Source organism: Streptomyces rubiginosohelvolus (assembly GCF_014649875.1).
GTDB lineage: Bacteria > Actinomycetota > Actinomycetes > Streptomycetales > Streptomycetaceae > Streptomyces > Streptomyces rubiginosohelvolus.
The window spans coordinates 35587-56847 of the sequence record NZ_BMTW01000018.1 but is presented as its reverse complement, the minus strand read 5'-3'; the positions used below and the strand labels follow the sequence as shown (position 1 = coordinate 56847).

Below are 21261 nucleotides of genomic sequence, written 5' to 3'. Positions count from 1 at the left end.
CCTCAGGCCGGGTCGCTCCCCCGGTCGGACGTGTCGCCCACGCGCGGACCGGAGCGCCCCTTGGCGACGGCCCACAGCGGAAAGCCGAACCAGCAGAGCAGGAACCACAGCGCCATCCCGCCGACCAGCCAGAGGGCCAGCTGGTTGTGCAGGGCGACGCGCATGATCAGCAGCAGCGTCGAGCACATGGTGCAGAACAGCAGGACCAGGCCGAGAACGGTCATGCGCGAGGCCCAGATCACCGTCTGGGGCTTCATCCGGCGGCCCGTGAGGAGCCGGTGGTACGAAACGGGGCCGATGAGCGTCGCCGCGGTCGCCGCGCCCAGCATCACGGTCACCACATAGATGTTCCGGTCGACGTCCGCCAGGTCCGCGAACCGCTCCTGGAAGACCACCGCGAGCATGAAGCCGAAGAGGATCTGCACCCCGGTCTGCGCGACGCGCAGTTCCTGGAGGAGTTCGGACCACTGCCGGTCCGCCCGCTCCTCCTGGGTCTCCTCCCGGCCTCTGCCATGGGTCTCCGTCATCGTTGTTCTCCTCGTCTCGACCCGACCGGGGCGCTTAGACAGACGTTCGATTCGGGACTACAGATGCCCCGGCGACGCGGGGCCATTCCCGAACGCGCTCGACCCGGCTGTGCGGCGCGTCTAAGATCGCCGCAGGGCATCGCGCGTCGGTCACCGGCCGGGTGAGGCGTGGAGGTAGCCCGTGAGATGCCCGTTGGAGGCATTCCACCGTGTCAGTCGAGTTGAACCACACCATCGTCCACTGCAAGGACAACCGCGAGTCCGCCGAATTCTTCGCGGATCTGCTGGATCTGACGGTCGGCGAGGAGTGGGGTCCGTTCATTCCGGTCGTTCTCGCGAACAGCGTCACGCTGGATTTCGCGACGATTCCCGCCGCTTCGATCACCCCGCAGCACTACGCCTTCCTCATTTCGGAGGCGGAGTTCGACTCCGCGTTCGCGAAGATCCAGGCGCTGGGAATCGAGTTCTACGCCGATCCCCATCGGAAGCACCCCGGCGAGATCAACCGCAACGACGGCGGGCGGGGTGTGTACTTCCCCGATCCCGGCGGTCATTGGCTGGAGCTGATCACCCGCCCGTACGGCGGCTGACCGGCACCAGGAGAAGTGAAGTCCCGGGCCGGGGGCCTCAGCCGGTCCGGAGCAGGAGTGCGGGGCGGTCCCACATCACCGCCGGCGGGCGAGCCCGGACCGTACCGACGGGTTCGGCGCCGATGCTCCGGTAGAAGCCCTCGGCGGGCGGGTGGGAGACGATCCGGACGCCTGTGAGCCCGGCGCTTCGGGCCTCCTCGCGCAGATGCGCGGCGAGCAGTCGGCCGATGCCGAGCCCCTGGGCGGCGTCGGCGACGAACATCAGGTCCAGTTCGGGCGGGTCGAGGAGCAGCGCGTAGAAGCCGAGGACCTGGCCCGTGGCGTCGTCCGCGGCGACGAAGACCCGGTGCACCTCGATGTAGTCCGGTCCGACCCGGTAGCCCGCGACCATCGGGGCGTACGGGCCCTCGTAGGCGCGTGATGTGCGGACCAGTCGGGTCAGTCGGGCGGCGTCGCGCGCCACGGCCCGGCGGATCATCACGTCGGCACGCCGTGGGGCGCCCCCGCGTCGTCGTCCTGCACTGCCCGGTTCCATACGTCGATTATCGGGCACCGCCCCGCGGCGGCGGGTCTCAGGCGGGGCGGTGCTCCTCGCGCCAGCGACGGACGGTCGCCTCGACGTCGAACGGCTTGAGGTGCAGCGGCGGGCCCTCGGGGGGCATCCTGACGGCCCGCTCGATCTTCTCGTTCACCTCGGTCAGGATGCGCCGCACAGCGGACTCGGTGCGGGCCGCGGCCACCGCGGCGGGGACGTCCTCCACCTCTTTGCGCAGGGCCAGCGCGGGCGGCAGCATCGACACGCCCTCCCGCTGCATCTTCTGCTTGATCCACCAGGCCTCGTCGTACGGGCGTTCCAGGCCGGCGATCGGTTTGCCGAAACCCGGGAGCCGGGAGAAGTCGCCGCGCTCCTGCGCCTCGTGGATCTGCCGGTCGACCCAGGACTCGAAACTGACCCCCGGTGGTTTGCGCTCCGTCATCGCGTGTCCCTCCGACCTGCCGTCGACCCGACGTTTTCACCCTACACAGGGCCTCGCGCGCAGCCTTCCATCGCGGACGGCTGCCTCGAACGGAAATCCGGGGGTACACGGACTCCAGCACGCCGTCCGGCGATTGCCGCCGGGCCCGGACCGAGAGGGGTTGACCACTGTGCGACAGCAGAGCTACGTACCGGGCGATGAACGGTGGGGGCGGTAGCCGTGACGACAGCGATCATCATCATCGCCGTGGTCGCCGTGGCGGCCATCGCCGCGTTCTTCCTGCTCCGTGGGCGCCTCGCCGGCGGCGGCCGGAGTCTGCGCGGCCGCTTCGGGCCGGAGTACGACCGGGTGGTCGCCCGGCACGGCGGCGACACCGAGGCGGCCGAGCGGGAGCTCGACGACCGGGTGAAGCGGCACGGGGCCATCGAGGAGCGCCCGCTGACCGAGGAGGCCCGCGCGCGCTACGCAGCCCGCTGGGCGGGCGCCCAGGAACTGTTCGTCGAGTCGCCGGAGCGCTCCCTCACCGAGGCCGACGCGCTGCTGGCCGATCTGTCGCGCGAGCGTGGTTTTCCGGACGGCGAGAACTTCGAGGACCGTACGGACGCCATCTCCGTGCACCACGCCGCCCATGTAGACGGATACCGCCGGGTGCACACCGCTCGGAACGGGGACGCGAACACCGAGGACAGGCGCGAGGCCCTCATCGAGGCCCGCAAGCTCTTCGACGCCCTGCTCGCGGGCGGCGCGTCGGGGCGTGAACACAACAACCGGAATCTGGTGAAGGGACGGAGTACGTCATGACGCGCACACCGAACGACGGGACGGACGCTGCCGCGGGCACCGGACTGCCGAAGGGCGCCGGGCCCATCGACACGGGTACGCCTGTCAGGCGACCGGGCACGCCCGACCCGGCCACGAGGACGGTCACGGGCAAGGAGACCGATCCGGTGCGGCCGCCCACGAAGGCCCCGGGCTCCGCAGGGCACGCCGAGGGGGCCCAGGAGACCTCCGTCGGCGGCACCCCGCACACCCCGGACCCCACTGCCGTCAGGCCCCCGGATCCGCGCACGGCGCCCGGCGAAACGGGCCCCGAGGCCGGTTCCGACTCCGTGGGGCGGCCCGGGGACGGCCCGGGACTGGGCAAGCCCTTGTTCGCCCCCGCCGAGCAGGAGGCCTTCGCCGCCCGGATCCAGCAGGCGGTGACCGGATTCGTGGAAGACCCGCACCGGGCGGTGCGGGACGCCGACGCCACGTTCGAGGAGGTCGTCGCGGACCTGGGAGCCGCCCTGGCGGAACGCGGGCGGCGGCTGCGGTCCGGGAAGGACGGGAGCGGCGCCGAGTCCGGGGCGGAGACCGAGGATCTGCGGATCGCCCTTCAGCACTACCGCGATCTGACGGAGCGCCTCGTACGCCTGTGACGGGGCCTCGTACGACCGTGTGAAGGGGCTGGTCCGCCGGACCAGCCCCTTCACGCGTGGCGACGCCTCGGTCGTCCGCTTCAGCCGCGGACCACCAGGCCCTCGCGCAGCCGTTCCAGTACGGCGTCGGGCACACGCAGTCCGTTGCGTACGTAGCCGTCGAGGCCGCCCCACCGCTCGTCCATCGCGTCGAGCGCCACGTCGAGGTAGCGGGGGCGGACCTCGATGATCGCGGCGGCGACGGCGGGGTCGCCGCCGCCGTCGAGGAACTTCGTGACCTGCGGGGCGAAGGCCGCCCGTACGGCGGGATTGACCGCGAGGAAATCGGAGCGCACCGTCGCACGGGGCGCTCCCAGGATCATCAGCAGGACGGCCGCCGCCCAGCCGGTACGGTCCTTGCCCGCCGTGCAGTGGAAGAGCACGGGGCGCGCGGCGGGGTCGGCCGCCGTCTCCAGGAAGGCCCGGTAGGCGGCCGCGGCGCCCGGTGAGAGGACCATCTTGCGGTAGGTCTCGGCGAAGAGTTCCTCGGCCCGGCCGCCCCCGAGGGCCCGCTCGGCCTCGGCCGGGTCGGCGAGCAGGGAGCGCAGCCGGGCGGGCGCCACGCCCGGGTGGTCGCCCAGCACGTCGGCGACGAAGAGCCGGGCCCGGTCCGGCAGCCGGTCCGGGGCCCACTGGCGCTCGTCGGCGGTGCGCAGGTCCACGACGGTGCGGATGCCGAGTGCGGCCACCGCGCGGTCGCGTGCCGGGTCGAGTTCGCTCAGCTGACCCGAGCGGAACAGGACGCCCTGCCGCACCCGGCGGTCACGCCCGAGGGCGATGCCTCCCAGGTCGCGCAGATTGACGACGGTGGCGGCCGGAACGGTCCGGGCGGTCTGCACGATGAACTGCCTCTTTCCCCGATGAATTCCAGGAATTCCCCATACCAGGATCAACGTCGTACGCGTCAGGTCCTACGCGTCAGTCCGACAGAAGCCTGGTCTTCTGCTCCACGAACTCGGCGTCGGTGAGGATCTCGCGCTTCCACAGTTCGGCGAGCCGCTCCAGCCGGTTGATGATGTCGTCGCCCGCGGCCTCGTCCGTCCCCGCCCCGTCGGCGCCGAGGCGCTCGTGCGCGACGAACGTGCCGCCCGCCTCACGGGCCGTACGGGCGAGCTCCGTGGTCCACAGGTCCTCCCGGACGACGATCGCGACGACATCGCCCGCCGGTACGCCCTGGTCGAGCCGGTCGAGGTCCTCCGCGCTCAGCACCGCCGCCGCCCCGCCCTCGGCGGTATCGGCGGGAACCACTCCCTCGGGGTCCAGCTCCCGCAGGTCCACGGGGGCCGGCGCGCCGCCTTCGGTCCGCCGGACGAAGGCCAGGTCACCGGCGCGTACGGCGCCGGACGACACGGCGTCGGCGAGGGCGGGGGCGACCGCCCCGGTGAAGCGGCCGCCGGGGAAGGCGATGACGAGGTATTCCACAGGTCCGACGGCCACGGTCGCGTCCTCTCCGTGTCCCGGCGGCCGCAGGGGCACCGGGGTGGATACGGCATTCCAGGGATGACATAAGAAATCAGGAAACTTCGCACATAATATGCATCAGTGTCCCGATTCATCCCGATGTCGAGGACCGTCGTGTTGCCCGGACGTCCGGCGGCCGAGCCGGTTACGCGACCGTATGTAATGGATCAAGTGCATACCCGAGAGGGCAAGGTCACAGCACGTGCCCCTGCTGCTCGTTCCGCGCACTGGCCTAGCATCTGAGCATGACGGTCCAGCCTGCTGACGGGCTCTCTCCGGCCGCCGCGTTCCCCGACCCTTCCCATGACCAGTGGCAGAGCCTCGTCGAAGGCGTACTGCGCAAGTCGGGCAAGGAAGTCTCGGGCTCGGCCGCCGAGGAAGCTCTGTCCACCACACTGGAGGACGGGCTCACCACCCGCCCCCTCTACACCGCGAGCGACGAGTCGCCGGACACCGGTTTCCCCGGCTTCGCCCCCTTCACCCGGGGCAGCAGGGCCGAGGGGAACGCGGCGGGCGGCTGGGACGTGCGCCAGCGCCACGCCCTGACCGATCCCGCCCGGCTCAACGAGGCGCTGCTCGGCGATCTGGAGAACGGGGTCACCTCGCTCTGGCTCACCGTGGGCGGCCCGGCGGGCGTCCCCGTCGACGGGCTCGCGCGGGCGCTGGAGGGCGTGTACCTCGATCTCGCACCCGTCGTGCTCGACGCCCCGGCCGACCTGGACGCCGCCGCGACGGAGCTGCTGCGCCTGTACGAGGAGCGCGGTGTCGCCAGGAGCGAGGCGCGGGGCACGCTGGGCGCCGATCCGCTCGGCCATGAGGCCCGGACGGGCGTCGAGGCGGATCTCGCCCCCGCCGTGCGCTGGGCCCAGCGGTGCGACGCGGAGTACCCGGGGCTGCGCGCGATCGTCGTGGACGGGTTGCCGTACCACGAGGCGGGCGGTTCGGCCGGCGAGGAGCTGGGGCTCTCCCTGGCCACCGGCGTCGCCTATCTGCGGGCCCTGACCGCTGCCGGGATGAGCGTGGAGGCGGCCTGCGGACAGCTGGAGTTCCGGTACGCGGCCACCGCCGACCAGTTCCTGACCATCGCCAAGCTGCGCGCGGCGCGCCGGCTGTGGGCGCGGGTCGCCGATGCGTCGGGCGCTCCCGCCGCCGGGGCGCAGCGGCAGCACGCCGTCACCTCGCCGGTGATGATGACGCGCCGCGACCCGTGGGTGAACATGCTGCGCACCACGCTCGCCACGCTGGGCGCTGGGGTGGGCGGGGCGGACTCCGTGACGGTGCTGCCGTTCGATCACGCGCTGGGCCTGCCCGACGCGTTCGCGCGGCGGATCGCCCGCAACACCTCGACGATCCTGATGGAGGAGTCGCATCTGGCGCGGGTCATCGACCCGGCGGGCGGCTCCTGGTACGTGGAGCGGCTGACCGACGAACTCGCCGCGGCCGCCTGGGCGTTCTTCCAGGAGACCGAGCGGGCGGGCGGTCTGCCCGCGGCCCTGCGGTCGGGGACGGTCGCGGAGCGGCTGGCCGCCACCTGGGCGGCGCGGAGCGCGAAGCTGGCGCGTCGCAAGGAGCCGATCACCGGGGTCAGCGAGTTCCCGATGCCCGGCGAGCGTCCGGTGGAGCGCGAGCCCGCACCCGACGCCTACGCCGGTGCTCCGGGCGGTCTGCCCCGGGTCCGGCGCGACGAGGCGTTCGAGGCGCTGCGCGCCCGGTCGGACGCGCACCTCGCGGCGACCGGAAGCCGTCCCAAGGTGTTCGTCGCGGCGCTCGGCCCGGCCGCCGCGCACACCGCGCGGGTCTCCTTCGCCGTCAACCTCTTCGGAGCGGGCGGGATCGAGGTGGTGCACGACCCGGTCTCCGTGGACGCGGACACCGCCGCCGGTGCGCTGACCGCCTCCGGGGCGTCGGTCGCCGTGCTGTGCTCGTCGGACGCGCTCTACGCCGAGCAGGCTGAGCAGGTGGCCGGTGCGCTGAAGTCGGCGGGTGCGGCGCAGGTGTTCCTCGCGGGGCGCCCCGGCGAGTACGCCGGTGTCGATGCCCATGTCTTCGCGGGCTGCGACGCGGTCGCCGTTCTCACCTCCGTTCTCGACCGCATGGGAGTGGCGTGATGCCGACCTCGCCGACGGACCGTAAAGCCTCCGTTCCCGACTTCTCCGACGTGCCGCTCACGCCTCCCGCGTCCGCCGGCTCCCCCGCTCCCGCCGCTTCGGCCGGGGAGTGGCAGGCGGCCGTGACCAAGGCGGCCGACGGCGCCGAGGCCCCGCTCTGGGAGACGCCCGAGGGCATCACGGTCAAGCCGCTCTACACCGGTGAGGACCTGGAGGGCCTGGACGCGCTGCACAGCTACCCGGGCATCGCCCCGTATCTGCGCGGCCCCTACCCGACGATGTACGTCAACCAGCCCTGGACGATCCGGCAGTACGCCGGGTTTTCCACGGCCGAGGAGTCCAACGCCTTCTACCGGCGCAACCTCGCGGCCGGGCAGAAGGGTCTGTCGGTCGCCTTCGACCTGCCGACTCACCGGGGTTACGACAGCGACCATCCCCGGGTCACGGGTGACGTCGGCATGGCCGGGGTGGCGATCGACTCCATCTACGACATGCGCCAGTTGTTCGACGGCATTCCGCTGGACCGGATGTCGGTGTCGATGACGATGAACGGCGCGGTGCTCCCCGTGCTGGCGCTGTACATCGTGGCCGCCGAAGAGCAGGGCGTACCGCCCGAGAAGCTGGCCGGGACCATTCAGAACGACATTCTGAAGGAGTTCATGGTCCGCAACACCTACATCTATCCGCCGTCGCCCTCGATGCGGATCATCTCCGACATCTTCGCGTTCACCTCGCAGAAGATGCCGCGCTACAACTCCATCTCGATCTCCGGCTATCACATCCAGGAGGCCGGGGCGACGGCCGATCTGGAGCTGGCGTACACGCTCGCCGACGGCGTGGAGTATCTGCGCGCCGGACAGGAAGCGGGCCTGGACGTCGACGCGTTCGCGCCGCGCCTGTCGTTCTTCTGGGCGATCGGGATGAACTTCTTCATGGAGGTCGCCAAGTTGCGGGCGGCCCGGCTCCTGTGGGCGCGTCTGGTCAAGCAGTTCGACCCGAAGAACCCCAAGTCGCTTTCGCTGCGCACCCATTCGCAGACCTCGGGGTGGTCCCTGACCGCGCAGGACGTGTTCAACAATGTGACGCGTACGTGCGTGGAGGCGATGGCCGCGACGCAGGGGCACACCCAGTCGCTGCACACCAACGCGCTCGACGAGGCACTGGCGCTGCCCACCGACTTCTCGGCGCGGATCGCCCGTAACACCCAGCTCCTGCTCCAGCAGGAGTCCGGGACCTGCCGGGTCATCGACCCGTGGGGCGGCAGCGCGTACGTGGAGAAGCTGACGCGGGACCTGGCGGAGAGGGCCTGGCAGCACATCGAGGAGGTCGAGGCGGCCGGCGGGATGGCGAAGGCCATCGACGCGGGCATCCCCAAGCTCCGGGTGGAGGAGGCGGCCGCGCGGACGCAGGCGCGGATCGACTCCGGGCGTCAGCCGGTGATCGGCGTGAACAAGTACCGGGTGGAGACCGACGAGCAGATCGACGTGCTCAAGGTCGACAACTCCTCGGTGCGCACGCGGCAGATCGAGAAGCTGCGCCGGCTGCGCGAGGAGCGCGACGAGGCGGCGTGCCAGGCGGCGTTGCGGGCCCTGACGGCCGCCGCCGAGAGCGACCCCGGTCCGGGTCTTGAGGGCAATCTGCTGGCACTGGCGGTCGACGCGGCGCGCGCGATGGCCACGGTCGGCGAGATCTCGGACGCGCTGGAGAAGGTGTACGGCAGGCACGCCGGGCAGATCCGTACGATCTCCGGTGTGTACCGCAAAGAGGCAGGAGAGTCCCCTTCCGTGGACCGGACCCGTGAGCTGGTCGACGCGTTCGAGTTGGCGGAGGGCCGTCGGCCGCGCATCCTGGTCGCCAAGATGGGCCAGGACGGCCACGACCGGGGCCAGAAGGTGATCGCCACGGCCTTCGCCGACCTGGGTTTCGACGTGGACGTCGGCCCGCTGTTCCAGACGCCGGGCGAGGTGGCGCGGCAGGCCGTCGAGGCCGACGTGCACATCGTGGGCGTCTCCTCGCTGGCGGCCGGGCACCTGACCCTGGTGCCGGCGCTGCGCGAGGAACTGGCCGCCGAGGGCCGCGAGGACATCATGATCGTGGTGGGCGGGGTCATTCCGCCACAGGACATCGAGGCCCTGCACGAGGCGGGCGCGGCCTCCGTCTTCCCGCCGGGGACGGTGATCCCGGACGCGGCCCACGACCTGGTGACGCGGCTCGGCGCCGCGCTCGGCCACGAGCTGTGAGCCGCTGACCGGATGGCTGCGAAGATCGACATCGACGGTTATGTGCAGGGAGTGCTCGACGGGAAGCGGGCGTTCGTGGCGCGCGCGATCACGCTCGTCGAGTCGACGCGGGCCGAACACCGGGTGCTGGCGCAGCAGTTGCTGAGCCGTCTGCTGCCGCACGCGGGGGCGGCCCGGCGGATCGGGATCAGCGGGGTGCCGGGCGTGGGCAAGTCCACGTTCATCGACGCGCTCGGCACGATGCTCACCGGGCTGGGCCATCGGGTGGCGGTGCTGGCGGTCGACCCGTCCTCCAGCCGTACGGGCGGTTCCATCCTGGGCGACAAGACCCGGATGGAGCGCCTGGCGGTGGACCCGGCCGCGTTCGTGCGCCCCTCCCCCACGGCGGGCACGCTGGGCGGGGTGGCCAAGGCGACCCGGGAGTCCATCGTGGTGATGGAGGCGGCGGGCTACGACGTGGTGCTGGTGGAGACGGTGGGCGTCGGGCAGTCGGAGACGGCGGTGGCCAACATGGTCGACACGTTCCTGCTGCTGACCCTGGCCCGCACCGGCGACCAGTTGCAGGGCATCAAGAAGGGCGTCCTGGAGCTGGCGGACGCCATCGCGGTGAACAAGGCCGACGGCCCGCACGAGCGTGACGCCCGCTCGGCGGCACGCGAACTGGCGGGCGCGCTCCGGCTGATGCATCCGGCGGACGCGGCCTGGACTCCCCCGGTGCTCACGTGCAGCGCCCGCGAGTCGACCGGGCTCGACACGCTCTGGGACCGGCTGGAGCAGCACCGTACGGTCCTGGAGTCCACCGGCCGGCTGGCGGCCAAGCGCCGCGACCAGCAGGTGGACTGGACCTGGGCCATGGTCCGGGACGAGCTGCTGGACAGCCTGTACAGCCATCCGTCGGTCCGGAAGCTCGCGCCGGAGCTCGAACAGCGGGTCCGGGAGGGCACGTTGACGGCGACGCTGGCGGCGGAGGAGATCCTCGGCGCGTTCCGGGGCGGCGTACGGGGCGAGCCCGGCACGGGAACGTCCGCCTGAGCGCGTCGGTGCAGGAATCGGATACAGACCGAGGGGCCCCCGGACGGAGGGGCCCCTCGGCGTTTTCGGGCGCCCGTGAGGAGCGCGGGGCCGTCGTCAGACGCCGGCCGTGGGCACGCTCACCCTCGGTACGACGACGGGGCTCCCGTCGGAGGTCGCGGTGAGGATCTCCGCCTCGATGCCGTAGAGCTCCTGGACGAGCGCGGCGTCCACGGTCTCGCGGGGCGGCCCCGAGGCGACGATCCTGCCGTCGCGCATGGCGACCAGGGTGTCGGCGTAGCGCGCGGCCGCGGCCAGGTCGTGGACGACCATGACGATGGTGCGGCCCTCGGCGGCGACTTCGCGGACCAGGTCCAGGACCTCCACGGCGTGCCCGATGTCGAGGGCGCTGGTGGGCTCGTCGAGCAGGACGACGGGGGTCTCCTGGGCGAGGGCCATGGCGAGCCAGCATCGCTGGCGCTGACCGCCGGAGAGCTGGTCGAGGCGGCGCCCGGCCAGAGCGGCGGTGCCGGTGGCCTCCAGGGCGCGGGTGACGGCCTCCTCGTCCTGTCGCGACCACTGGCGGAACAGCCCCTGGTGCGGATGGCGTCCGTACCGTACGAGTCCGGCGACGGTGACCGCTTCGGGAGCCTGCGGGGCCTGGGGCAGCAGGGCGATGCGGTGGGCGGCGTCGCGCTGGCGCAGCTTCCAGACGTCGGCGTCGCCGACGAACACCGTGCCGGTGCGGGGCTGGTGGAGGCGGGCCATGGAGCGCAGGAGGGTCGATTTGCCGCAGCCGTTGGGGCCGACGATCGCCACGACCTGACCGGAGGGAACCGTCAGGTCGACCTGATCCACGGCGGTATGACCGGCGTATCCAGCGGTGAGCTGTTCGACACGGATTTCCACGGAGACCGGCCTTTCCGAAGGACTTGGACAGCATTTTGCCCGATGGGGCTAAAGTAAGGCTAACCTTAGCTCGCTCACGAGCCGACGGCCGCACGCGCGTGACCGTACGGCCGTCGACGCTTCATGTCCCGTTGAACCCGGAGCCCTTGATGAACCTGCACAGCCGCCCCGCCCGCACCGCCGTCCGAAGAGCGGCGCAAGCCGTCGCCGCGCTCGGCGCCGCCACCCTCCTCCTGACGGCCTGCGGGACGGACTCCGACTCGGGCAAGTCCTCCGGGGACAAGGCCGGCAAGGCGGACAGCACCTCCTCCGCGACCCGTACGGTCAAGGACGCCACGGGCAAGGCCGTGGAGATACCGGCGGAGCCCCAGCGCATCGTCACGCTGACCCAGGAGGACCTGGACGCGGTGCTGGCGCTGGACATCAAGCCGGTCGGCATCACCAACGGGCAGGGCCTGGACAAGCCGCCGGCCTACCTGGCGGACAAGGTCGAGGGCATCAACGTCGTCGGCAACCTCCTCCAGCCGGTCATGGACAAGGTCGTCGCCGCGAAGCCCGACCTGATCCTCGCCGGCGACATGCAGGACGAGCAGGTGCTCAAGCAGCTCCGCGAGATCACTCCGGCCACGCTGGTGACGATGGCGCCGACCGACGACTGGAAGCTGTTCTTCCGGGGTGTCGGCAACGCCGTCAACAAGCTCGACGCGGCCAACAAGTTCATCACCGACCACGAGGCCGCCGCCAAGGCCGCCGGGGAGAAGCTCGGGAAGAACAAGGGCGCCGAGGTCTCCATCGTCCGCTGGAACCCGGACGGTCCCAGCTGGATGGAGAACAAGCAGTTCGCCAGTGGCGTCGCCCTGGAGATGGGGCTGAAGCGGCCCAAGTCCCAGGACAAGGACGGCAACGCGCACACCCCGTCGCTGAGTCTGGAGAAGATCAACGAGATCGACGGCGACTGGCTGTTCCTCTCGACGCTGACCTCGGACGGCGAGAAGGCGCTCAAGGACGTCCAGTCCAAGCCCGCCTACAAGGAGTTGGGCGCCGTCAAGAACGGCCAGGCCGTGACCGTCGACGGCTCGGTGTGGTCCACGCGCGGCGGCCCGCTCGCGGCGGACGTCGTCCTGGGTGACTACGTGAAGGCGCTCTCCGCCAAGTGACCTTCGGGTGACGGCAACGCTGTGCGGTCCGGACCGGGAGCTCCCGGTCCGGACCGCACAGCGTGGGTCCCGGGCTCAGATCCTGGCGGCGGCGAAGTCGGCGGCCGTCCACGCCATGCCCACCGCCCCGTCCAGCAGGGCCTGTTCGGCCGCCGGGGAGATCGCCGCCTCGGCGAAGGCGGCCTCGTGCGGGCCGCAGGCTCCCCCGCTGATGTCGAGCACCGGGTGGATGGACGGCACCGCGTGCGAGACGTTGCCCATGTCGGTGCAGGCGAACGGCGGGCGCTCGACCGGTTCGGCGCGGCCCAGCTCCCGGGCGTTGGCGGTCCAGAGGCGGATCAGCTCCGGGTCGCCCCGGAAGTCCAGGTAGTCGGGCTCGGGGCGCTCCAGGGTCACTTCGCAGCCGGTGGCGAGCGCCCCGGCGCGGAAGCAGTCCTCGACCCGCTGCCGCAGCTGCCGCAGGTCCTCGGCGGCCAGCGCCCGTATCTCGTAGGTGGCGGTGGCCCGGTCGGGTATCGCGTTGGGCGCGGTGCCGGCGGCGGTGGTGATGCCGTGCACCCGCCACTGCGGGGGCAGTTGCTGGCGCAGGAGGCCCAGGGCGACCTGGGCGACGGTCAGGGCGTCGGCGGCGTTGCGGCCCTCGTGCGGGTTGAGGCTGGGGTGCGCGGCGCGGCCGGTGTAGGTGACGTCGAGGGTGCCGAGCGCGAAGGAGCGGAAGTCGGCCATCTCGAAGGGGCAGGGGTGCACCATCATCGCGGCGTCGACCCCGTCGAACGCCCCGGCGTCCAGCAGCAGCGCCTTGCCGGCTCCGCGCTCCTCGGCGGGGGTGCCGATGACCCGTACGGTCAGGCCGAGTTCGTCCGCGTGGGGGGCGAGGCCGAGGGCCGCGCCGACTCCGGCGGCGGCGATCAGATTGTGCCCGCAGGCGTGGCCGAGGCCAGGCAGCGCGTCGTACTCGCAGGCGATGGCCACGGTGACGGGTCCGGAGCCGATCGTGGCGCGGAACGCCGTGTCCAGGCCGTGGGCGGGTGCGGTGACCTCGAAGCCGTGCGCGGCGAGGAGTTCGGCGCAGAGCGCGGCTGACCTGTGCTCCTCGAAGGCGGTCTCGGGCTCGGCGTGCAGGCGCCTGCTGAGGTCGATCAGGGCCGGGGCGTGCTGGCCGACCGCCTCCCGCACGGCGGCCCTGAGAGCGCGGGCCCGCTCGTCGAGCCCGTGGTCGGCCCCCTCGTCGGCCCGTGTCTCGGGGCGTGGGGCTGCGGGGACGGTCATGGGCTCTCCTGGCGTTCCGGACCGCCCCGGGGCGGTCGCCTGCACTGTCGGAAATAGGTTAACTTAGCCTTACCTAAGTGTGCGCCGTGTGCCCGTTGGCCCGGTGTCCGTTGTCTTCAGGGGAGTCGTCACCCACATGCATGAGCGTCCGAACCGCCCGACCAGCACTTCGGCAGCGCACTCCGGCGGCGCACCCTCCCCCGGACTCCCCCTTCTGACAGCCCAGTCGGGCATCTACTACGCGCACCAGCTGGCGCCCCTCGGCACCGAGTTCAACACGGCGGACTGTGTGGAGCTCGACGGGCCGCTGGACGCCGACCTGTTCGTGGCGGCGCTGAGACAGGCGGTGGGCGAGGCCGAGACGCTCGCCCTGTGTGTGACGGAGACCGACGGGCTGCCGGTGCAGCGGATCGCGCCCACCGCCGAACCCGTGGTGCACCGGCTGGAGATGACCGAGGCCGAGGCCGAGGCGTGGATGCGGGAGGACCTGAACCGGCCGGTGGACCTCGCCGCCGACGGTTCGCTGATGACGCAGGCGCTGATCCGGGTCGGCGAGGGGCGCCACCGGTGGTACCAGCGCGTGCACCACATAGCCGTCGACGCCTACGCCCTCTCCCTCATCGGGCAGCGCGTCGCCGAGCTCTACCGGGCGCTGGTGGCCGAAGAGCCGCTGCCCGAGAGCCGGTTCGCCCCGCTGAGCGAGCTGACCGAGCAGGAGGCCGCGTATCTGTCGGGTGAGGAGTACGCGGCGGACCGGGCGTTCTGGTCGGCGCGCATGGCGGGCTCCGCCGTGGCGGTGCCCCGCCGCTCCCCTGCCGCCGCACTCGCCGGGGAGGCGGCGGACGGTGGTGGCCCGCACCGGAGCACCGATCTCCCCGCCGAGACCCTGGAGCGGCTGTCCTCGGCGGCGCGTGCGGCGAAGGCGACCTGGGCGGAGCTGGTGGTGGCCGCGACCGCGGGTCATCTGCACCGGCTCACCGGCGCCGAGGACGTGGTGCTGGGCCTGCCGCTGAGCAACCGGCGGGGGCCTTCGGCCCTGCGCACCCCGGCCATGACCGTGAACGTGCTGCCGCTGCGGATCGCCGTGCGCCCGGGTGACACCGGGGCCGAGCTGCTGCGCCGGGTGGTGCTGGAGATCCGTGAGGTCCGCCGCCACCAGCGTTATCCGCAGGCGGACCTGCGCCGCGATCTCGCCCTGGAGTCGGCCGAGACCCCGCTGACCGGCCCGCTGGTCAACGTCAAGCCGTTCGACGGCGCCCTGGACTTCGCCGGGACCACCGGCACCGTACGCAATCTCGCCGCCGGCCCCGTGGAAGGGCTCGCGGTCGGCGCGGCCCCCGGCCCGGACGGAGGCCTGCGGCTCACCCTGGACGCCGACCCCGCCGCGTACGGGCCCGAGGACCTCGCCGCCCACGAGGCCACCTGGCTGCGCTATCTGGACGGGCTGGCCGAGCTGCTGCTGACTGACCCGGCACGGCCGATCGGCACCCTGGACCTGCTCACCGGCGACCATGTGCGGGAAGCCACGTCCGGCCGCTCGGAACCCGCCGCCGCGCTCCCCCTGCCGCAGTCGTTCAGCGCGCAGGCGGTCCGGACGCCCGACGCCGTGGCGGTGCGATCGACAGTGGCGGGCACGTTCCGGGGGAAGAGCGTGGAAGCCACTTCGGCGGCGGACGCCGGAGCAGACGCGCGTACGGAACCGGGAGCGGGTGCCCCCGAGGCCGCCGCCGTGCCCGGGGCCCGCCTCACCTTCGCCGAACTGGACGCCGTCTCCGACCGCCTGGCCCACCTGCTGACCGGACTCGGCACTTCCGGCTCCGACCAGCCGGGCACCGCCGGTCGCACCGAGAACGCGGTGGGCTCGGGAGGCACCGTGGCGCTGGCGCTGCCCCGGACCGCCGACGTGGTCGTCGCCCTGCTGGCCGTGCTCAAGGCGGGTCTGGTCTGCCAGCCGCTCGACCTCGGCCACCCCGCCGCCCGGACGCTGGCCGTTCTGGAGGACGCGCGCCCGCTGTGTGTGATCGGCACGGCGGAGACGCTCGCCGCGCTGCCCGGCCACGGGCTGCCGACGGTCGCGCTCGACGCACCTGCCACGGCCGACACCCTGGCTGCCTGCCCCGACGGGCCGCTGCCCGCCGGGCCCGCGCTCGGTGACCCCGCCTATCTCATCCACACCTCCGGTTCCACGGGCCGCCCCAAGGGCGTCCTCGTCAGCCACGCCTCGCTCGCCAACCTCTGCGCCGGGCACGGCACGGACCACATCGCCCCGGCCGTGGCACGGACCGGCCGGGAGCGCCTGCGGGTCGCGCACAGCGCCTCGTTCGCCTTCGACGCGTCCTGGGACCCGCTGCTGTGGATGGTCCACGGGCACGAACTGCATCTGCTGGACGACGCCGCCTACCGGGACCCGGCTGCCCTCACCGCGTATGTCGACGCGCACCTGGTCGACTATCTCGATGTCACCCCCTCCTACGCCGAAGCGCTGCTCGCCGAAGGCCTGCTGGACGAGGGCCGCCATCACCCGGCCCACATCGTGGTCGGCGGGGAGACCGTCCCCCCGGCCCTGTGGGAGCGGCTGACCGAGGCGGCGGCCGTGCACCCGGTCAACCTCTACGGGCCGACGGAGACGACGGTCGACGCCTACTACTGGGTGCCGGGAGAGACCGCCGCCCGTCCCGACGGCCGCCCCGTGCGCGGCTCACGCGTCTACGTCCTGGACTCCTCCCTCCGTCCCGTGCCCGCCGGTGTGACGGGCGAGCTGTATGTCGCGGGGGCCTGCCTGGCCCTCGGCTACCTGGGCCGCCCCGACCTGAGCGCCGAGCGGTTCGTCGCGGACCCGTTCGGCGCGCTGCACGGCGAGCCCGGGGGGCGCATGTACCGCACCGGCGACCTGGTGCGCCGCCGCGCCGACCACACGCTGGAGTTCCTGGGCCGCAGCGACGACCAGGTGAAGATCCGCGGCTTCCGCATCGAACTCGGTGAGATCCAGGCCCGGCTGGCCGTCCACCCGCAGGTCGCGGCAGCCGCCGTCATCGCCCGCGACACCGGCCACGGAAAGCGGCTGCTGGCCTACGCCGTACCGACGAAGGACGCCGCCACGCCGCCCGCACCGGGCGAGCTGCGCGACCACCTGGCCGCCGCGCTGCCCGAGCACATGCTCCCCGCGACCGTGACGCTGCTGGAGGCGCTCCCCCGTACCGCCAACGACAAGCTGGACCACCGGGCGCTGCCCGACCCCGAACCCCTCTCCCCCGCCGCCGGGGCGGAGAGCGCCGGCGAGAGCAACCCGCACACCGAGATCGTGCGAGGTCTCTACGCCGACGTGCTCGGTATCGCGGAGCCACCGGCCGCCGATGCGGGCTTCCTGGACCTCGGCGGGCACTCCCTGCTCGCCGCCCGGCTCGCCGCCCGCGTCCGCGAGCACTTCGCCGTCCCGTTCTCCATCGCCGACGTCTTCCGCCAGTCCTCCGCGGCGGCGCTCGCCGCGGAGGTCCGCGCCCGCAGCGGAGCGGCCGTCGCTTCCGTACCGCTCTCCCCCGTACCCCGCACCGGTCCCCTCCCTCTCTCCCCGGCCCAGCAGCGGCTGTGGTTCCTCCACCGCCTCGAAGGCCCCAGCCCGACCTACAACATCCCGCTCGTGCTCAGCGTCAACGGCCCTGTGGACCGGGACGCGCTCCAGCTCGCCCTGCGCGATCTGGTGGACCGTCACGAGACACTGAGAACGGTATATCCGCCCACTGACAACGGGTCCGGAGCCGACGGGGACGGCACCCCTCACCAGCTGATTCTCCCTCCGGGCCACGAGGCGGCCCGGCCCGTGCTGCGCCTGGCGGAGCCGGGCAGCGATCTCACCGAGGCCGTCCGCCACTGCTTCGACCTCGCCACCGAGCCGCCGCTGCGCACGGTCCTCTTCAGCGACGGACCCGACCACCACACCCTGCTCCTGCTGCTCCACCACATCGCGGGCGACGGAGCCTCCACCACTCCCCTGGCCCGCGACCTGGCCACCGCCTACACCGCGCGCCTCTCAGGCCGCGCCCCGGAGTTCGCGCCCCTGGCCGGCCAGTACGTGGACCACGCGGCCCGGCTCCAGCTGCTCCTGGGCTCCCCGGCCGAGCCGACCGCGCTCGCCGAGGCCCAGCTCGCCCACTGGCGCGAGGCGCTCGCCGGGCTGCCGGACCAGCTGGAACTGCCCACCGACCGGCCCCGGCCCCCGGTGGCCACCTCGGCGGGCGACACCGTGCCCTTCGTCCTGGACGCCACGGCGCACGAGGCGCTGCGCCGGCTCGCGCGGGCGCACGGGGCGACGGTGTTCATGACCGTGCAGGCGGGGCTCGCCGCTCTGCTGACCCGGCACGGATGCGGCAGCGACATCCCCCTCGGCACCCCCGTGGCGGGCCGCGACGACGACGCATCGGCCGGGCTCGTCGGCTTCTTCACCAACACCGTGGTCCTGCGCACCGACACCTCCGGCGACCCGGCCTTCGGTGACCTCCTGGACCGGGTGCGGGCGACCACGCTCGCCGCGTACGAGCACGACGCGCTGCCGTTCGACCACCTCGTCGAGGCGCTGAACCCGCCGCGCTCGCTGGCCCGGCACCCGCTGTTCCAGGTGATGCTGGCCTGGCAGTCGATCGCGGACGCGCCCGTCGCCCTCGGCCCGGACACCACCGCGCGGCTCACCGCCGTGCCGTCGGGGACCGCGAAGTTCGACCTGACCCTGAACGCGGGCGAGCTGCCCGGCGGCGGGATCGGCGGCTTCCTGGAGTTCCGCACCGACCTCTTCGACCGGTCGACCGCCCAGGCTCTGGCGGACCGGCTGTCCCGGCTGCTGGCGGCCGCCGCCGAGCGGCCGGAGACGCCGGTCGGTCTGCTGCCCGTGCTCGGTGAGGACGAGGTGCACCGCGCCCTGGTCGAGGCCAACGGCGTCCCGTCCGGCGACCGCCCGGTGCCGCTCACCCTCGCCGAGGTCTACGGGGCCGCCGCGCGCCGCCACCCGGAGCGGGTCGCGGTCAGCTGCGAGGGCGACTCGCTGACGTACGCCGAACTGTCCTCCCGGGCACAGTCGTTGGCCCGGCTGCTGGCGGACCGGAACATCGGCCCCGGCTCCATCGTGGCGCTCGCGCTGCCGCGCTCCCTGGACCTGGTGGCCGGGCTGCTCGCGGTGTCGCTGGCGGGGGCCGCGTATCTGCCGATGGACCCGGACTACCCGGCGGACCGGCTCGCGTACATGCTGGACGACGCCCGACCGGCGGCGCTGATCACCGACCCGGCGACGGCCGAGCGGCTGCCCGCGCACGATCTCCCGCTGATCACGGTGGACGAGGCGGCCGGGTTCCCCGACGGGCCGATCACCCAGGCGGACCGTACCCGGCCGCTGACCCCGCAGGATCCGGCGTACGTCATCTACACCTCGGGTTCCACCGGCCGCCCGAAGGGCGTCGTGGTCACCCAGCACAATGTGACGCGGCTGCTGACGGCGACCGAGCACTGGTTCTCGTTCGGGCCGGACGACGTGTGGACGCTGTTCCACTCCTACGCGTTCGACTTCTCCGTGTGGGAGCTGTGGGGCGCGCTGCTGTACGGCGGCCGGGTCGTCGTCGTGCCGCATGTGACCAGCCGTGACCCGCACGCCTTCCTCCGGCTGCTGGCCGACGAGCGGGTGACCGTCCTCAACCAGACGCCGTCCGCCTTCTACCAGCTGGCCGCCGCCGACCGGGAGGCTCCGGGCCACGAACTGGCCCTGCGCTACGTCGTGTTCGGTGGGGAGGCGCTGGAGCTGGGGCGGCTCGCCGACTGGTACACCCGCCACCGGGAGAACGCGCCGACGCTGGTCAACATGTACGGCATCACCGAGACGACCGTCCATGTCTCGTATCTGGCGCTGGACCGGGCGACCGCCGCCTCCGCGATCTCCAGCACCATCGGCGTGAACATCCCCGACCTGCGCGTCTACGTCCTGGACGACCGGCTCCAGCCGGTGCCGCCCGGAGTGACCGGCGAGATGTACGTCGCCGGTGAGGGCGTGGCCCTCGGCTATCTGGGCCGCCCGGACCTGTCGGCGGGGCGTTTCGTCGCCGACCCGTTCGCGCATCTCTTCGGGGAGAGCGGGCGCCGGATGTACCGCTCGGGCGACCTCGCCCGGCGACGCGTGGACGGCACGCTGGAGTACTTCGGCCGGGGCGACCAGCAGGTCAAGATCCGCGGTTTCCGTATCGAACTCGGCGAGATCGAAGCGGTGTTGGCCGCCCACCCGGAGGTCGCCGATGTGGCGGTCGTGGTGCGCGAGGACCAGCCCGGCGACAAGCGGCTGGTCGGCTATGTGGTCGCCGCGCCCGGTACGGACCCGGTCCCGGCGGCGCTGCGCGAGCATGGTGCCGCCACGCTGCCGGTGCACATGGTGCCCTCGGCGGTGGTGGTGCTGGACCGGCTGCCGCTGACCGGCAACGGCAAGCTGGACCGCAAGGCGCTGCCCGCGCCGGGCCTGCCGGTGAACGCCGCCGGTCGCGCGCCGCGCACGGTCCGTGAGGAGCAGCTCTGCTCGATCTTCGCGGAGGTGCTGGGGCTGCCGTCCGCCGGGGTGGAGGACAACTTCTTCGACCTGGGCGGGCATTCGCTGCTCGCGGTGCGTCTGGCCGGGCGGATCAGGTCGGCGTTCGGCATCGAGGTGTCGATCGGCACGGTGTTCCAGGCGCCGACGCCCGCCGCGCTGGACACGGCCCTGGACGTCTCGCGCGAGGAGGACCCGCTGGATGTGCTGCTGCCGCTGCGGCCGGCCCGTCCCGGCGACCGCGCCCCCGTCCACTGCGTGCATCCGGCGGGCGGTCTGAGCTGGTGCTACGCCGGCCTGATCCGCAACCTGCCCGCCGATGTGCCGATCTACGGGCTCCAGGCCCAGGGCGTCGGCGAGGTGACGGCGGACGAGCCGCTGCCGACCACGCTGGAGGAGCTCGCCGCGCATTACGCGTCCCGGATCCGGGAGGTCCAGCCCGAGGGCCCCTACCGGCTGCTCGGCTGGTCGACCGGCGGCATCATCGCGCACGCGATCGCGGCGGTGCTCCAGGAGACGGGCCAGGAGGTCGAGTTGCTGGCGATCCTGGACGCGTACCCCGCCGAGGGCTTCCGCGACCTGCCGGTGCCCGATCAGGCCGAAGCCCTCGAATCGCTGCTCACGATGGGCGGTTACGGCCCCGAGAGCCTCGGCGACAAGGAGCTGAACACCGCGAACGTGGTGGAGGTGCTGCGCCGCGAGGGCTCCCCGCTGGCCGCGCTGTCCGCCGCGAAGATCGAGGCGCTCGGCGAGGTGTACCTCAACACCAACGACCTCGTACGGGCCTACGACCACCGGGTGTTCCAGGGGGATGTGCTGTTCTTCCGGGCCACGGTGGACACCATCGACGACACCCTGACGCCCGAGACCTGGACCCCGTACGTGAGCGGGCGGATCGACAACACCAACGTCGCCTGCTCGCACAAGGACATGACCCTGCCCGAGCCGATCGCGCACATCGCGCGCGTGGTCGCCGACCGACTGACCGAGCTGGAGAAGTGACAC

Annotated in this window: 15 protein-coding genes; 8 read left to right on the top strand and 7 right to left on the bottom strand. The window is 72.7% G+C overall.

The features are described from left to right. Window positions 1-2 precede the first annotated feature (2 nt). Window positions 3-527 (bottom strand): DUF6328 family protein, encoded by a 525-nt coding sequence (locus IE134_RS29495; RefSeq protein ID WP_030721058.1) that lies wholly within the window; start codon window positions 525-527, stop codon window positions 3-5. Between the two features lie 209 nt (window positions 528-736). Here IE134_RS29495 and IE134_RS29490 point away from each other — a divergent pair, with 209 nt between their 5' ends. Beyond that, window positions 737-1117, top strand: coding sequence for a VOC family protein (locus IE134_RS29490; protein WP_030721061.1), 381 nt, complete (start codon window positions 737-739; stop codon window positions 1115-1117). Between the two features lie 37 nt (window positions 1118-1154). Here IE134_RS29490 and IE134_RS29485 read toward each other — a convergent pair whose 3' ends face one another. After that, a complete protein-coding gene (locus tag IE134_RS29485; protein WP_098017051.1) occupies window positions 1155-1652 on the bottom strand; it encodes a GNAT family N-acetyltransferase in 498 nt (165 codons plus the stop codon). A gap of 37 nt (window positions 1653-1689) precedes the next feature. Next, on the bottom strand, window positions 1690-2094 hold the full coding sequence (locus IE134_RS29480; RefSeq protein WP_030721065.1) for a DnaJ family domain-containing protein: 405 nt from the start codon (window positions 2092-2094) through the stop codon (window positions 1690-1692). A 219-nt stretch (window positions 2095-2313) separates the two neighbouring features. Here IE134_RS29480 and IE134_RS29475 point away from each other — a divergent pair, with 219 nt between their 5' ends. Both IE134_RS29475 and IE134_RS29470 read left to right on the top strand, forming a co-directional pair. After that, window positions 2314-2895, top strand: a complete 582-nt coding sequence (locus IE134_RS29475; protein WP_189432225.1) for a hypothetical protein — start codon at window positions 2314-2316, stop codon at window positions 2893-2895. Further along, entirely contained in the window at window positions 2892-3512 is a 621-nt protein-coding gene (locus IE134_RS29470) for a hypothetical protein (RefSeq protein WP_030721070.1), read from the top strand. The genes IE134_RS29475 and IE134_RS29470 overlap by 4 nt, the downstream gene beginning before the upstream one ends. Window positions 3513-3592: 80 nt before the next feature. Here the strand turns inward: IE134_RS29470 and IE134_RS29465 are convergent, their stop codons facing one another. Both IE134_RS29465 and IE134_RS29460 read right to left on the bottom strand, forming a co-directional pair. Beyond that, window positions 3593-4390 carry a tyrosine-protein phosphatase gene (locus tag IE134_RS29465; RefSeq protein WP_030721073.1) on the bottom strand — a complete coding sequence of 266 codons (798 nt, stop codon included), beginning with the start codon at window positions 4388-4390 and terminating at the stop codon, window positions 3593-3595. Window positions 4391-4469: 79 nt separating this feature from the next. Continuing rightward, on the bottom strand, window positions 4470-4988 hold the full coding sequence (locus IE134_RS29460; protein WP_030721076.1) for a DUF6325 family protein: 519 nt from the start codon (window positions 4986-4988) through the stop codon (window positions 4470-4472). Between the two features lie 269 nt (window positions 4989-5257). Here IE134_RS29460 and IE134_RS29455 point away from each other — a divergent pair, with 269 nt between their 5' ends. From IE134_RS29455 to meaB, 3 genes are read left to right on the top strand one after another with little or no spacing between them, the layout of a single operon-like run. Continuing rightward, complete coding sequence (locus IE134_RS29455; RefSeq protein ID WP_189432223.1) at window positions 5258-7120, top strand: methylmalonyl-CoA mutase family protein; 1863 nt, start codon at window positions 5258-5260, stop codon at window positions 7118-7120. Beyond that, window positions 7120-9360: a methylmalonyl-CoA mutase gene (gene scpA / locus IE134_RS29450; protein WP_189432221.1), complete on the top strand. Its 2241-nt coding sequence runs from the start codon at window positions 7120-7122 to the stop codon at window positions 9358-9360. The genes IE134_RS29455 and scpA overlap by 1 nt, the downstream gene beginning before the upstream one ends. A gap of 12 nt (window positions 9361-9372) precedes the next feature. Further along, window positions 9373-10392 carry a methylmalonyl Co-A mutase-associated GTPase MeaB gene (gene meaB, locus IE134_RS29445; RefSeq protein WP_030721084.1) on the top strand — a complete coding sequence of 340 codons (1020 nt, stop codon included), beginning with the start codon at window positions 9373-9375 and terminating at the stop codon, window positions 10390-10392. Window positions 10393-10488: 96 nt separating this feature from the next. On the opposite strand, the gene IE134_RS29440 is transcribed toward meaB, so the two are convergent. Next, the gene (locus IE134_RS29440; protein ID WP_030721085.1) at window positions 10489-11280 is read right to left on the bottom strand and encodes an ABC transporter ATP-binding protein; all 792 of its coding nucleotides are present in this window, start codon (window positions 11278-11280) and stop codon (window positions 10489-10491) included. 149 nt (window positions 11281-11429) lie between these two features. Between IE134_RS29440 and IE134_RS29435 the strand changes: the two genes are divergently transcribed. Continuing rightward, window positions 11430-12437: an ABC transporter substrate-binding protein gene (locus IE134_RS29435; RefSeq protein WP_098017054.1), complete on the top strand. Its 1008-nt coding sequence runs from the start codon at window positions 11430-11432 to the stop codon at window positions 12435-12437. A 75-nt stretch (window positions 12438-12512) separates the two neighbouring features. Here the strand turns inward: IE134_RS29435 and IE134_RS29430 are convergent, their stop codons facing one another. Beyond that, complete coding sequence (locus IE134_RS29430) at window positions 12513-13706, bottom strand: M20 family metallopeptidase (RefSeq protein ID WP_098017055.1); 1194 nt, start codon at window positions 13704-13706, stop codon at window positions 12513-12515. A gap of 136 nt (window positions 13707-13842) precedes the next feature. Here IE134_RS29430 and IE134_RS29425 point away from each other — a divergent pair, with 136 nt between their 5' ends. Continuing rightward, window positions 13843-21258 carry a non-ribosomal peptide synthetase gene (locus tag IE134_RS29425; RefSeq protein WP_189432218.1) on the top strand — a complete coding sequence of 2472 codons (7416 nt, stop codon included), beginning with the start codon at window positions 13843-13845 and terminating at the stop codon, window positions 21256-21258. The last annotated feature ends 3 nt before the right edge of the window (window positions 21259-21261 follow it).